Here is a 12,127-nt window from a genome sequence, read left to right as displayed (position 1 = left end):
ACAAAATCTATCATTTATCCAGACTTTCAACACTCTGAAATAAATTTGTCTACGGACAAAAAAGGCGAACGCCGAAACGTCCGCCTTTAATAATCAAGCTCGATTGCGAACTATACGCAGCCGGTAGGCTTGGGCAGGCCAGCCATTTTACAGGCGCCTTTACCAGGTCCGGACGGGAACAGCTCGTAGATCTGTTTCAGCTTGAAGCCAGTGACCTTGGAGAGAATACGGACCATCGGTGCGATGCCGTTCTTCTTGTAGTAGTCCTGCAAGAAGTCGATGACTTTCTGGTGATCTTCGGAAATCTCCTTGATACCTTCAGACTCTTTGACGAAGTCGACCCACAGCGGAGTCCAATCTTCGAACTTCTGCAGGAAACCGTCCTCATCAACCTCAAAAGAAGAACCCTGGAATTCAACAACAGCCATTTTATCCTCCTAAGTGGATAGTTTTTCATGCTGAGCTTCGAAATACACGAAGCTACCATATCCGTGTAAACAGCGATCCGCTGTTTGATACCTATATAATTGGAGCATCGGCTAAAACCGTGGAAGGACATTACTTCCCCACCATGAGTTTTGTCAAGCGCTCTGACCTTTTCTATTCAACAATGACAAAGCTCAAATATCATCAACAACACACTAGATTTGCTTGAGTTCATCATAGTGAGTTCGAGCATATTCCAAGTTCGGGTCCAACTTGAGCGCGGCTTTAAGATAATCAAAAGCCTCCGAAGTATTCCCCATAAATTTATGACATAATCCGAGATTAGCTAAATCATGGGGAGACCCGCTGTCCAAGGTCAATGAAGCTTGAAAATCTTTAGCTGCTTTCTCGTACAGTTCGCTTTTGAAATAAGCGACGCCACGAAGATTGAAAAATTCCTTGCACTCGGAATCAAAACTAACCGCATCATCAAGGTGCGGAATGGCATCAGCCCATCGTTCCAATTGCGACAAGGCATAAGCCTGATAAAATGCAGCCAAGGCCCGCTCCTGACTATCGGGTTGCAGTGGTTCAGCTTCCCCAAACTGCTCCACAGCGTATTCAGCATCGCCCATTCGGAGTGCCAAAAGTCCCTTAAAAAAGGGTATGAAATACGCATTGGGATAGACTTCAGAAAGGATTTCAAACCCTTGCAAAGCATCTCCGAATTCAACGTCTTCGGCAAGAATCCGACCAACAAAAAGCCCGATACATCTATTTGGTGTCCGCTCCCGAAAATCAAAACCTGGAACAAAACTGTAATTGGTGGTCACCATCAAGTCTGGGTGGCGGGTGTCAACAGAATAAAGCGGCGTTCCCTTGGCCTCAAGTCCTTGAGCCAATACCATCAATTCATTATATATATTGTCATCTTCAGTGGAAGGCAAAGATTCCAGAGAAACAACGTCTCCCTTTCGCAGCCATTCCAACTGTGCAAGATCTGTCAACTTGGGCAAGCCAGAAGCTTCATAGACTCTACTGGTCTCAAAATCTCCTGCAAGTTGGGCCACCTCAGTAATTGCACGAATAGCGGCCTTCACTGGTGAAGCGGCTGTTCCAGCGGTAAACACAATTTCACTCAAGGCTGGGAATGTCTTTTCATCCCAGGCAACAGCAGCCACGGTAGGCACCGGGTAGCCTTCTGTAAAATCCTTGAGGAGCAAGTTGACTCCATTACGCTCGAAGCACTCGACCAGACGGCGAAAAACAGGATCATCACACGTCGCCGAATCTATTGTCGGCACCACGGAACGAGCTCTGTCCACGACAGCACACACATGCCGCTCGACTAATTCGCATGCTCCTTGTCCAATGGATTCCTCAAAAGTATTCCCAGCAGATGAACCATTGAATTCATTTAATTTTTTAAACCAGTCCAGCGGAACATATTCCTGTTTGCCTGTCGCGATATTCAAAGCAGGATGAAAACGCCACTGAATAAGATCCATGAGACGAACTGCATCTGCAGGATGAATTTCTTCATCCACCGAAGCTATGATCATCTGAATATCAACAACCTGCCCCGGCCACTGCTCCTGAGCTTCAGACCATGTCAATTCCACAAAATTACTTTCATCAGACCAAAAACTGAAATAGGAAAATCGCTCAACTAACTCCATCAACGCTGAAGCTTCAGCCTGCTCAGGGGAGGCCCCTTTACCCATTTGTTTCCTTGTTGGCATGACCTTTTGGGCTTCTGGACCACAGGTACTCACAAAGACGGGAATTCCCAATCTCCCTGTGTCTACCCTCTCTGTCTGAGCCAGAACTCCCTCACATTTTTCTGCGAGCAGATTTTTGACCCTCCTGACGGTTTCTTCAGGAGAACAGGCTTTATCCTGATCCGTATCATACTTCTTAAAACAATCCTTGAGTTCTATCACTGCTCTTTCCTCTTGAATCTGAAGAGGTTCACAGGCTGATCATCCCCGGTTTCCTGATCTTTGAAAGAGACTGTCGATTTCATAATATTAAAATGGGTATTGCATGATGCAAAGAAATTTCTCGCCGCCCTTTTCAGATCAAGCGAGAAGAAGACTTCACCTTCCAGGCCTTCGATAAGATTTTTTTCAACAAATGGAGCCAAAAGGTTAAAAGACTGTTCATCGTATAAAAGTTCCGCGCCGACGATGCAGTCATACCGCTCAGCCAGCGGAGTCTTAAAATCTGTTTTGACTGTTTTGGCCCGTGCCTCCAGTCCATTTTTTAGAATATTGATACGGCTAAAAAGAAGAGCATCCTGATCATGATCTGCAAGCGTTACCCGAAGTCCACGCTTTGCGAAAACCATAGTTGAAAGGGCAGCCCCGGCGCCAATTTCCAGAACCGTCTTGTTTTCACCCAGAGAGAACTTAGACAAAGAGTGTCCCAAGACAAGACTCGCTGGCCATATTTTAGCCCAAAGAGGCAATGAGACAGTTTTGCCTGCTCTCGTTTTATCCATCAATTTATCAATATATTGCTGCATATTCTTTATTTGCAAAACAAAAAAAGAATGATCTCCCACAGAAACAGGCTGAAACTCAACCTCGCCGAATTTTTTTACGGCCAGGTTGATCAACGAATCCATGGGCTGATCAAGATTATACTCTTTCTCAGCCACGATTTCCTCCAAGCGGTTTTACTGGCTATTGATCAACTTTATTGATTTTTTCTAATGTCCACAGGCTCTTTTCCATGGCATCCTCGCGAGAGAAATCCCATACGGCTTTGATTTGCATAGGCTGCTCTCCAGAGACTCCCCTGCGGATCTGTGCATCATAAAAAACAGAGGCAAGGGTCCGCCCTTCCTCTGTTTTCACTTCCATCAAACGCGCATCGAGAAGCATGATCTCAGTACGTACTCCGGAAGGAAATTCCTGACTCTGTTTAACTGCATCGGTATAGACTTCGTCTGAAAGAAAAATTTTCAACTCATCAAAATCTTGGCTGTCTGAGGCCTGCTGAAACCGCGAAAACAGAATTTTGGCTCCTTCAATGAATTCAGCTTCATCGAAACCATCCACCCGTATTTCAGCTTGCGCATCCCCTGTTTGGCTATCATTCTTCTCAGACCCCAATTGCCCCCACATTTGCCGCGCAGCTTCATGCCTATCCATAGGACGAAGTACACGTCCTTGAGGCCTGGAATTCTTGGATGTATCATTATCCGAGTGTTTCTCGGAGTTGCTTCCTCCCCCCATTCTGCGTCGAAACATACGAACCAGAAAATAGGCAATCACGCCCAGGAGAAGGATATTGAGTATATGCCCACCGGAAGAAGGCGTTTGCTGTTCTGCGAACGCGGGCAGAACTGTAGCCGGAATAAGAAGCAAAACAGCAAGACAACGGCACCACAAGGCCAACAAACACTGAATCATTTTTTTTATTTGAATCATAATATTGGGGGATAAAGAAAATATGAGTATTTCAATCAATCAGTTCAAGATCTTTTAGAATAGCATGAAGACTGTCGACTTCGATGGGTTTAGGCAGGTAGGCAGCTGCGCCCCCTTTATAATATGCTTTCACAACCGTTTTCGGATCATTTAACGCTGTAACCATAATAACTTTGGCTTCTCTGGAAGCAGGAATACCAAGCTTGCTTTCTATACCGCGAATTTCCTTGAGTGCCTGATGCCCATCCTTGTTGGGCATCATGATGTCCATACAGAGAAGATCGTACGGTCTCCCTTCATCCAGGGCATGCCGAAAAATATCAACACATTCAACTCCATCGGAAGCTGTGTCGCATTCCCCAAAATCAGACAGCAACGCTGTCAGGAGTTTCCTACTCGTGAACTCGTCTTCGACAATCAGAATTCGCATTGCTCCTCCACTGAGCCACTGAGAACCAACACCTTCAAAATCAAACTCATGGTGGACGATAGTCACTTAAAGGACTTAACACAAGAGGACGAGAATCATTTTTTCCTCCCCCCAAAGCGCTTGCCACGCAGTCATTTGCTACGTAGGGAAAGACCATTGTTCACTTGAATCTTCACGGAGATAATGATGTCTTTCCCTTTCTTGTCATTCTTTATGGCTGATTTTTTTGATTTTCTAGACAGCCCTGTGTGGCGGGGCTGGCCTTTCAACTCCGGGTATGGAGAACAAATTGGCCCGGCAATTGCCAGAATGATTTTTGTCTCATTTATATTTATCGCTATCATACTTTTTCTCCGCCTCCTTTACGGTCCAAATGGATTCTTCCGTGACAAAGAGATGGACAGAGAAGCCGAAGAAGAGCGTATCAAAGAACGCAAAGAGCTTAAGGCTCTCTTTGAGAAAGGCGAAATCACCGAATTTGAATATGAGATCAAATTGAAAAGGCTTGAGGAATGACCCTTTCGATTGATGAACACGTCGACACCCTCATAGGCTTTGCCAATGGCCATTTTCACAATGAAAAAGCGTATGATGCCCAGATCCAACTGAAAATCACCCATTCCCTCGCCGTTCTTGAGAATGCGAAGGCCATTATTCGCTCCGAAAAGATCTCCCCCCATGAGGCCGACCTCTGCCACCTTGCCGCTCTATATCATGATATAGGAAGATTCCCACAGTTCTCCCGCTACCAGACGTACAATGATCGAGACTCGATCAATCACGCCAGATTGGGTGTCCTCACTCTCAGGACACTTTCTCTTCCGAAAGGTCTGAGCGACCAGGACTGGAGGACCATCCGCTTCGCAGTCGGTCAACACAACCTCAAAACAATTCGCCCAGACCTCCCTGATCATTTGAGACATCCAACGAATGTCGTCCGTGACGCAGACAAGCTTGACATATACAGAGTCATGGTTGAGCACTTTACCAGTCAAAACCCCGACCCTGTCGTTACTCACGGCTTCGTCGAAAAGCCTGGGGAGTACTCCTTGGCAGTCTACGATAGCATCATGGCCAGGGAAACCAGTGATTACCGACTGATCCAGAGCGCAAATGATTTTAAATTATTAGTCATAGGCTGGGTATATGATTTATACTATACTCAATCCTTGCAGCTACTCAGGGAAAAAGGATATTTGGATATTCTTTTTTCCCTCTTGCCAGATGATGAAAGAATCCAGGCATTGAATAAAAGAATTACAAATTTCATGGATGAAAGACTCTCTTGATTAAAACACTTCATACAAGAAAAAAACGGATCTTCTAGCAGGAAAGAAGAATGAATGAAGCAACAATTCGTCTTGGTTTCTTTGCAACACTATTAACCGTCGTTGCTCTTCTCGAAACTATATACCCGAGACGCCCCCTTCAAACATCAAGACGGCGACGCTGGCTCTCCAACATTTCCATTTCTTTCATATCGACTGTCCTTATTCGCACACTCTCTCCAATGATTCCCACTGCTATGGCCCTGTACTGTTTCGAACACGGATGGGGCGTGTTTAATTGGTTGAAACTCCCAGCCTGGGTTGAATTCATTTGTGCCATCCTCTTCCTGGACATGCTTATCTATTGGCAACATGTCTTCTTTCACAAAATCCGCCCACTCTGGAAAATCCATCGTATGCATCATGCGGATCTCGATATAGACTCCAGCACGGGCATTCGATTTCACCCACTTGAAATACTCCTTTCTACTTTGATAAAGTTCCTTGGTATTCTTTTTTTTGGTCCTTCTCCCATGGCTGTCCTGTTTTTTGAAATTCTCTTGAACAGCTGCGCCCTTTTCAATCATGCAAATATATTTATTCCACTCCACATAGACAAAATTCTTCGCCTACTCATCGTCACTCCTGATCAACACCGCATCCACCACTCAACAGATATGCGTGAGGCAAACAAAAATTTTGGGTTCAACTTCCCGTGGTGGGACAGACTCTTCCAGACATACCAGTCACAGCCAGCATTAGGCCATACAGAAATGCACATAGGTATGAATATTTTTCGCTCGCCTGAATATATACAGATAAGAAAAATGCTCAGCATCCCCTTTCTCTAATTTCATCCCTGTACATTCCGAACTGAGTGTTTATTACATCACTCTGACAATCCCTTTGATACTACGGAGGCTCTTAATGACTGAACCAACTCTCTACGATGTGGTCATACTCGGAACTGGTCCAGGTGGGCTTCAGGCCGCCATCCACGCTGCACGCAAAAAGGCCAAGACACTCCTGCTTGGCCGAATGGACAACAGCAGCTTGTATTGGGCACATGTGGAAAACTATTGTTGCCAACTTAAAATTTCAGGTGAAGACATCCTGAACACCGGACGAGAGCAGGCTATCAGTTTCGGTGCAGAAATCAGAGATGAAGATGTTTTGAAAATAGAATCTGACGGTTCTTTATTTTCTCTCGAATTAGAATCGGGAGAGCTGATTACAGGAAAAACCGTTGTTATTGCGACAGGTTCCAGCCGCAACAAACTCAAAGTTCCCGGAGAAAAGGAACTACTGGGTAAAGGTGTCAGTTATTGTGTCGATTGCGATGCAGGATTCTATAGAAATGAAGTTGTCGCTGTCACTGGCTGCCGGAGCGCTGCGGCCAGTGGCGCTGTGGCTTTGACCAACTTTGCAAGCGAAGTGCACCTTTATTGCGAAGAATTGGATGTTGCAGAAGGACTGATCACTCAATTGAAAGAGACCGGCGTCAAAGTCCACAATGGTTCGAAGATTCAGAAAATACTCGGAGAAAATGAAGTTACGGGCGTTCTTCTGGAAGATGGATCCTCCCAAAATGTCAGTGGAGTATTCATTGAGCTTGGCGCAAAGGGTGTTCTGGAGTTGACAGCCATGCTCGGAATCCAACTTGACGAATCAATGAAATACATTGACGCTGACAAAAAACAACGCACCAATATTCCAGGTATATATGCCGCAGGTGATATTTGTGGTCCTCCGCTTCAGATGGCAAAAGCTGTCGGTGAAGGCTGCGTGGCGGGGATAGAAGCTGCAACCTACGCGAAAAAACTTGAAATGGATTAAATTCGAGCAAGAGCACAGCACAGACGCGAGTCGATAAACTGGGCTATTCTAGAGCGCATTTCAAACTCATCCTGCTCATAGTCAAGGACGGCATATTCGATGCCGTCCTTGATAAAAAGATTCTTGATACGACAATCGATGGCATAACCTTGGTCAACATTGAATGGATAAAATTTCAAAGTCACGATCAGGCCAGAAAAATCTTGAAGGAAGGGTGTCAGCCCACCATTTAAAAAGCGAATCCGTGTGGAATGGGCAGACATATCCTCAACGACAATCAATGCAGCCCTCTCCCCTTCAACAACCAGTGAACCGGGGAAATGACACGCACACCGAGGCTCACTCCGTTCCTCTGCATCAAAAGTATGTATGGGCTTCTCCAACTCAAAAAGACTATGTACCGATTCGATTTGATTCAAAACCCGAGAACGAAACCCTTTCAAAGAGCCTTTATGCGCGAAACGCACGAGGACATTCTGGTCCGTGCGGAGCCGTTCGATGATAGGAAGAGAAACCGGAGAGTAAACGAGCAGACGACCGTCATTTTTCACATCGGCGACAACGCTCAGGAACCGATCCCCAAACGTCGAGAACTCAATGAGAACCTTTGCACCAACTCCGAGTTTGACCACCCTCTATCCTCCTCTCTGAATATTAGATGATAGCCATTCACACAGCAATTATATACACCTTTCTTATGCACTCTTTCCCGGAAGGAAATCAATGGCAACAGTCTTAAGAGCCTTGGGCATGCTCTCTTGGATAGGATGTGCCCTGACCCTCACCTTTCAATCGCTGTCATGGATATTCACTGGAAATTGGCGATCTTTGCCACTCCTTGATATAAGCTCGACCTTTCTCGGGATGGATTTCCTCTCCATTATTCACTCACTCCCTCTGGAGATGGCAGTCAAGGCAATATATCTGCTCTCAACAACGGAACTGGCTGTTATTTTCTGGTGGGCCGGGATCTTTTTTTTCATAGTTACCCTTCTTTGGAAAGTACTCCTCAAAAAATAGCGCTCTCTGCTCAATCAACAGAATTTGCATTTGGAGGAACAAGTAACAGACCGCCAATGAGCGCCGTGAACGGAGCAACTGTCACCAACCCGAAACTCCCGACAAGAGTCTTGAGGACCTCGGCTGCTACGTAGATGAAATTGAAGGTGCTTCCCAAGGGAATTCCTTGAGCCATAAAGGCCATCAACAAGGTGACATAGCCACCAGAATAGGCCAAAAGCAAAGTCGTAGTCATAGTCCCCACAACAGCACGCCCCACGCGTATACCTGACCAGACAGCTTCCACTCTGGATATATTCGGATTTTGGGCGACGACCTCTCCCATACTTGAGGCCACATCCATAGCCAAATCCATCACCGCCCCTGAAGAAGCAAGAAAAACACCAGCCATGAAGACTCGTGACAAATTAAGATGCCCGTACCCGGCATACAAGAGAGTTTCCGCAAAAGGCATCACTGCACCATGAACATGAAACGCCCCTGTAAAAACAACAGCCAACAGGCAACTGGAAAGTACACCCAGAAAGGCTCCTCCAAAAGCTGTCATCCCGGTCCGATTGATACCAGCGACTAGAAAAATAATAACAGCGCTCAATAACGCCACAACGCCAAGCGCAAGCCAGACAGGATCGGCACCGCCAAGCAAAAGCGGTACGAGGACTTTCCAAAGCATCATCCCCGTAAAAACAAAAGAGAGCAGAGCCTTAAGCCCCGTCAACCCTCCAAAAAGCAATAAAAGTCCGGCAAAGAGTCCAAGGAGTAAGAGTTCCAACCCCAGTCGATAATGTGCCTGTGGATTAATGAAAAGAACTTCTCCATGGGCACCAATTGTCATAATAACATATGCGGTATCACCAGCTTGGAAAAGTTTGTCACGATCCAGTTGTCCAAGAAGCTGATTATGCGCATCAAAAATTTCCCCCTCAAAAGGGCCGTCCAGAATCGTCAACGACAGGCCTTGCTCTCCTTTTCGTATCAGCCCGAATTCCTGTATATTCGTATTGTCAACGGACGTCACTCGCCCAGTACATCGGACAGCAGTTTCATCTGTATTCTTTTCAAATCCAGTTGGCAGAAAATACATCGCCACGGCCAAGAGTGAAAAAACGACGACCAAATAGATATCTCGCCGTTTCCTATTCGATATCTGCATATGCCCTTCAGTTAAAAGGGGCGAGTCAGCGAAGTGCCGACCCGCCCGATATTTCATTGAAACGTTCTGGATTATTTCACTGCCAATTCAAGACGCTCGGCATCGACATACTGGGGCTTGGCAGGCACACCCATGACAATCATGATTTTCTTGGCAATATCGGTATTGTCATAACTTCCATTGAACAACTCCGAACCAACACCTAACGCCGAAGTGGATACAGGCACTCCGGTGTGCTTGTAAGAAGTCCAGCCAAGGCCCGCTTTTTGGTTGAGTACGTGGGTCAAGGTTACTGCCAAGGGATCATATTCTCCATAAAGAAGGTACTCGGCCCCCTTTGCTTTTGGAGAATCAGACATACTACGATTGAACGCCATTTTGAGTTCGTCGATCTGAAAACCTTCCAGGACAGTTGGGTCGACCTTGGGATCCCCTGCGAACTTGAGGCCGAATTCCTTGGTTACCAGCGATTTCATATCATCAAAAGAACCACCCTTCTCCTTGAATGCCACGAGGATCTCATCAGTAAATTTCTGAAAGGATACTTTCTGATTTCCCAATATCTGGAAATATGAACCATATTTGGTCCCGGCGAATCCAAGAGTCAATCCGCCACATTCATGGTCACCTGTCACAACGATAAGGGTTTCGTCCGGGTGTCTATCATAAAAATCAACAGCTTGGCTGACGGCATTATCAAATGCGATGGTATTGAGAATAGAAGCAGTGGCATCGTTCGCGTGACATGCCCAATCAATCTTTCCACCTTCGACCATCATGAAAAAGCCTGTTTCATTATCAAGCAATTCGATGCCCTTGGCAGTAAACTCAGGTAAAGTGATATCGGCATCGGTCATATCCATAACATAGGGAAGCGCCTGCCCATCCTGCAGCCATTCATTCCAGGCGAGCACTTTCCCATCGGCTGGAGTCAGCGATTTGAAATCAGCTTTGTTGCGAACGATTGTATATCCGTTATGTTTTGCTCTGGACAAAGCATCTCCCAACGGGGACTCGGATTTCTTGCCGGTCGGGTCCTTAAGCCCTCCACCTGCGAAATAATCGAAACCGGACTCTGCCAAGGCATAATCAATTTCATGATACATCTTTCGGGTTTTGACATGCGCATAAAACGCGGCCGGAGTAGCATGATCTATGGAGACACTTGAAACAATGCCAACTTTCTTCCCCTGTTCCTTCGCTATTTCTGCCACAGTTCTCACAGGCTTAAAGTTCTCATCCACACCAATATAATTGATGTTTGTCTTGATACCCGACGCTAAGGCGGTTGCGGATGCAGCTGAACCGGTTATGAATCGGTCATTTGCAAATGTCGTTGTCACACCCTGAGCCGGGAAAGTATCAATGACCAATTTTTTCCCGGTATATGCAGCTGTGGCTGCTCGCTGAGGAAGCCCCATCCCATCACCGATAAACAGAAAAACGTATTTTGCTGTTTTCTCCACTGTGTCCTCTGCCCGAACAGAGACAGGTTCCTGAGAGCATCCCCCCAATAAGCTCAGTCCACAAAGAACCAAGAACACCCCTAATTCCATAATTCTTTTCCCATGCACGTTCATCTTAATCCTCCGAATGTCACGTTGTCCAAACCAGGCAAGACCTGATCAATAAGCCATCCTGATACATGAACACATACTCAGAGAACATGACCGAACGGTGTCAATGCCATGACAATTCAACATTCTTAAATTTATCATGTTGAGTGACAGATCTATTTGACATTATGATAGACGAAACATTGTTTTTTCAGCTACAAAGTCAAAATACGTCTAAAATCGAGGTCGATATTTTGCCAAGACGCTACTATCCAATCGCCATATTGACAGGGTTATTTTTCATCGCAGCCCTGACTGGGTACCTGACACCTGATGAACAGAGACAGGCTCCGACTCGTACACTCCTGAATAACAAAGCAGGAAAAGTCATTTTTGCCCATGCTTCACATGTGGAGCTGCAAAATCAAGAGTGCGTAACCTGCCACCACACCTCTACGAATGAACAAAGACCTCTCCAGTGTTCCCGGTGTCATGTGAAGAGGTTTGATGCAGGCTTTTTAGCAAATCACCCCTCTGAATTCGACCAAACACAATGCGTGCATTGTCACCATCGAACTGCGACCATCGAGAATTTCTCACACGATGCACACACAGAAGACTATGTGCCAGAAGATTGCCAGGCCTGCCATCACGACAAATCGATCGAGCCTGAACCTCAATCTTGCTCCAACTGTCACAAGGAAAACGCAACCGAAGGGATGATAAGTCTCAAAGAAGCCAGTCACAGCCGTTGCGCGGACTGCCATGATGACTTCTTTGAGGCTGGTCCGAAAGGATGTAAAAAATGCCACGCAAGAAAAACGGAAGGCCTGACACCTGCACCACAGCGTTGTTCAAGTTGTCATGAAGAATCGATAGATATGCTTATTCCCACGACAACCAATGCATACCATGCACAATGCAGAGGGTGCCATGAACACCAAAGTTCTGGCCCCTATGGAGACGACTCCTGCTACAAGTGCCACATGAAGTAGAGGGCG

Annotated in this window: 14 protein-coding genes; 6 read left to right on the top strand and 8 right to left on the bottom strand. The window is 46.1% G+C overall.

What is annotated here, in order from left to right; all coding sequences use genetic code 11:
• Positions 1-110: 110 nt before the first annotated feature.
• The 5 genes from BN4_RS00900 to BN4_RS00880 form a co-directional block, all read right to left on the bottom strand.
• Positions 111-428, bottom strand: a complete 318-nt coding sequence (locus BN4_RS00900; RefSeq protein ID WP_015413465.1) for a TusE/DsrC/DsvC family sulfur relay protein — start codon at positions 426-428, stop codon at positions 111-113.
• A 213-nt stretch (positions 429-641) separates the two neighbouring features.
• Positions 642-2,369 (bottom strand): YcaO-like family protein, encoded by a 1,728-nt coding sequence (locus tag BN4_RS00895; RefSeq protein WP_015413464.1) that lies wholly within the window; start codon positions 2,367-2,369, stop codon positions 642-644.
• Positions 2,366-3,088: a class I SAM-dependent methyltransferase gene (locus tag BN4_RS00890; protein WP_015413463.1), complete on the bottom strand. Its 723-nt coding sequence runs from the start codon at positions 3,086-3,088 to the stop codon at positions 2,366-2,368. Before BN4_RS00890 ends, BN4_RS00895 begins: the two co-directional genes overlap by 4 nt.
• Positions 3,089-3,113: 25 nt before the next feature.
• The gene (locus BN4_RS00885; RefSeq protein ID WP_157871232.1) at positions 3,114-3,845 is read right to left on the bottom strand and encodes a Tim44 domain-containing protein; all 732 of its coding nucleotides are present in this window, start codon (positions 3,843-3,845) and stop codon (positions 3,114-3,116) included.
• Between the two features lie 49 nt (positions 3,846-3,894).
• Positions 3,895-4,293: a response regulator gene (locus BN4_RS00880; RefSeq protein ID WP_015413461.1), complete on the bottom strand. Its 399-nt coding sequence runs from the start codon at positions 4,291-4,293 to the stop codon at positions 3,895-3,897.
• Between the two features lie 186 nt (positions 4,294-4,479).
• Here BN4_RS00880 and BN4_RS00875 point away from each other — a divergent pair, with 186 nt between their 5' ends.
• From BN4_RS00875 to BN4_RS00860, 4 genes are all read left to right on the top strand, one after another.
• Positions 4,480-4,809, top strand: a complete 330-nt coding sequence (locus BN4_RS00875) for an SHOCT domain-containing protein (protein WP_015413460.1) — start codon at positions 4,480-4,482, stop codon at positions 4,807-4,809.
• Positions 4,806-5,582 carry an HD domain-containing protein gene (locus tag BN4_RS00870; protein WP_015413458.1) on the top strand — a complete coding sequence of 259 codons (777 nt, stop codon included), beginning with the start codon at positions 4,806-4,808 and terminating at the stop codon, positions 5,580-5,582. Before BN4_RS00875 ends, BN4_RS00870 begins: the two co-directional genes overlap by 4 nt.
• Positions 5,583-5,632: 50 nt before the next feature.
• On the top strand, positions 5,633-6,412 hold the full coding sequence (locus tag BN4_RS18270) for a sterol desaturase family protein (protein WP_015413457.1): 780 nt from the start codon (positions 5,633-5,635) through the stop codon (positions 6,410-6,412).
• Between the two features lie 76 nt (positions 6,413-6,488).
• Positions 6,489-7,397: an NAD(P)/FAD-dependent oxidoreductase gene (locus BN4_RS00860; RefSeq protein ID WP_015413456.1), complete on the top strand. Its 909-nt coding sequence runs from the start codon at positions 6,489-6,491 to the stop codon at positions 7,395-7,397.
• On the opposite strand, the gene BN4_RS00855 is transcribed toward BN4_RS00860, so the two are convergent.
• Positions 7,394-8,029, bottom strand: a complete 636-nt coding sequence (locus BN4_RS00855; protein ID WP_015413455.1) for a flagellar brake protein — start codon at positions 8,027-8,029, stop codon at positions 7,394-7,396. The two genes, BN4_RS00860 and BN4_RS00855, sit on opposite strands and share 4 nt — an antisense overlap.
• A 91-nt stretch (positions 8,030-8,120) precedes the next feature.
• On the opposite strand from BN4_RS00855, the gene BN4_RS00850 reads away from it, so the two are divergent.
• Positions 8,121-8,417: a hypothetical protein gene (locus BN4_RS00850; RefSeq protein ID WP_015413454.1), complete on the top strand. Its 297-nt coding sequence runs from the start codon at positions 8,121-8,123 to the stop codon at positions 8,415-8,417.
• Between the two features lie 10 nt (positions 8,418-8,427).
• Here BN4_RS00850 and BN4_RS00845 read toward each other — a convergent pair whose 3' ends face one another.
• Both BN4_RS00845 and BN4_RS00840 read right to left on the bottom strand, forming a co-directional pair.
• Positions 8,428-9,570 carry a YibE/F family protein gene (locus BN4_RS00845; RefSeq protein ID WP_041720072.1) on the bottom strand — a complete coding sequence of 381 codons (1,143 nt, stop codon included), beginning with the start codon at positions 9,568-9,570 and terminating at the stop codon, positions 8,428-8,430.
• A gap of 71 nt (positions 9,571-9,641) precedes the next feature.
• Complete coding sequence (locus BN4_RS00840; RefSeq protein WP_015413452.1) at positions 9,642-11,150, bottom strand: alkaline phosphatase; 1,509 nt, start codon at positions 11,148-11,150, stop codon at positions 9,642-9,644.
• Positions 11,151-11,380: 230 nt separating this feature from the next.
• Here BN4_RS00840 and BN4_RS00835 point away from each other — a divergent pair, with 230 nt between their 5' ends.
• The gene (locus tag BN4_RS00835; RefSeq protein ID WP_041720523.1) at positions 11,381-12,121 is read left to right on the top strand and encodes a cytochrome c3 family protein; all 741 of its coding nucleotides are present in this window, start codon (positions 11,381-11,383) and stop codon (positions 12,119-12,121) included.
• The last annotated feature ends 6 nt before the right edge of the window (positions 12,122-12,127 follow it).

Origin of the sequence: Pseudodesulfovibrio piezophilus C1TLV30, from assembly GCF_000341895.1 — a bacterium.
Lineage (GTDB): Bacteria > Desulfobacterota > Desulfovibrionia > Desulfovibrionales > Desulfovibrionaceae > Pseudodesulfovibrio > Pseudodesulfovibrio piezophilus.
This window is presented reverse-complemented; position numbering and strand designations above follow the sequence as displayed.

Coding starts and splice junctions, on each gene's coding strand:
- BN4_RS00870 (WP_015413458.1), top strand. CDS start 4,806: ATGACCCTTTCGATTGATGAACACGTCGACACCCTCATAGGCTTTGCC.
- BN4_RS00850 (WP_015413454.1), top strand. CDS start 8,121: ATGGCAACAGTCTTAAGAGCCTTGGGCATGCTCTCTTGGATAGGATGT.
- BN4_RS00885 (WP_157871232.1), bottom strand. CDS start 3,845: ATGATTCAGTGTTTGTTGGCCTTGTGGTGCCGTTGTCTTGCTGTTTTG.
- BN4_RS00860 (WP_015413456.1), top strand. CDS start 6,489: ATGACTGAACCAACTCTCTACGATGTGGTCATACTCGGAACTGGTCCA.
- BN4_RS00840 (WP_015413452.1), bottom strand. CDS start 11,150: ATGAACGTGCATGGGAAAAGAATTATGGAATTAGGGGTGTTCTTGGTT.
- BN4_RS00900 (WP_015413465.1), bottom strand. CDS start 428: ATGGCTGTTGTTGAATTCCAGGGTTCTTCTTTTGAGGTTGATGAGGAC.
- BN4_RS00875 (WP_015413460.1), top strand. CDS start 4,480: ATGTCTTTCCCTTTCTTGTCATTCTTTATGGCTGATTTTTTTGATTTT.
- BN4_RS00880 (WP_015413461.1), bottom strand. CDS start 4,293: ATGCGAATTCTGATTGTCGAAGACGAGTTCACGAGTAGGAAACTCCTG.
- BN4_RS18270 (WP_015413457.1), top strand. CDS start 5,633: ATGAATGAAGCAACAATTCGTCTTGGTTTCTTTGCAACACTATTAACC.
- BN4_RS00845 (WP_041720072.1), bottom strand. CDS start 9,570: ATGCAGATATCGAATAGGAAACGGCGAGATATCTATTTGGTCGTCGTT.